General features: G+C 76.1%; 1 protein-coding gene. It reads right to left on the bottom strand.

Annotated features, from left to right (window positions below; genetic code table 11):
• A partial coding sequence (locus tag DW299_RS12465; RefSeq protein WP_205814392.1) for a PucR family transcriptional regulator ligand-binding domain-containing protein occupies positions 1-828 on the bottom strand: 828 nt, incomplete at both ends.

Here is an 828-nt window from a genome sequence, read left to right as displayed (position 1 = left end):
TGCGGCGCGCGGCGGCGTCGCTCAGACCTCCGGCTGGCGGGACGACGAGGAGCACGACCGCGTCGTCGCGTCGGGCGGCGAGCACGGCCACCCCTTCCGCGGTCGCGCGGGCTCGGATACGGTCCGCCGCCTCGGACGTGCGCACGACCACGCCGCACGCCGGACGCCCGCCCACGTCGAGCCCCAGTCGGGCGAGCCGTGCCGCGACATCGTCGACGCGCGCGAACCGCGACCCCAGCAGGTCGTCGATCAGCGTGCGATGCGCGAGCACCGTCCACTCCGCCGCTCCGTCGGCGAGGCATCCGAACGCGAGCGCGGTGGCCCCCAGCTCCAGGACCGTGAGTCGACCGGCCGGGTGCGGGGGCCCCACGAGTGCCGTGAGCGACCCCCAGCGCACACCCCTCGCCTGCACGGGTACCCGCTCGGACGCTCCGTCGGCGGCCAGCGCGAGCACCTCGGCGACCGGACGGGACAGCGCTTCGGTGGCGATCACCTCTCCCGCCAGGTTCTCCAGCACGACCGGCGCGTCGAGCGCGCGGGCCGTCTCGGTCACGATCACGTCCGCCGGGGCTCCCCGCAGGCTGAGGGCCGTGAACAGCTCGTGCAGTCGCTGCCGTTCGCGCAGGGCCGCCGTCTGCGCGTCGATCAGTGCGCGGTGCACGGCCTCCGTCACGGTGACGAACTTGACCTCTCCGGCCAGCGCGACCAGGGCGAGCGACGCCTCCGCGCACGCCTCGACCACGGCGTCCGGCACGCGCGGCATCCGGTCGCCGAGCTCCACCACGACCCCGGAGACGCCGACCGCGGCCAGCTCGCGCACGAGCGCGC

It is taken from the genome of Microbacterium sp. K35 (genome assembly GCF_004794375.1).
Classification (GTDB): domain Bacteria; phylum Actinomycetota; class Actinomycetes; order Actinomycetales; family Microbacteriaceae; genus Microbacterium; species Microbacterium sufflavum.
This window is presented reverse-complemented; position numbering and strand designations above follow the sequence as displayed.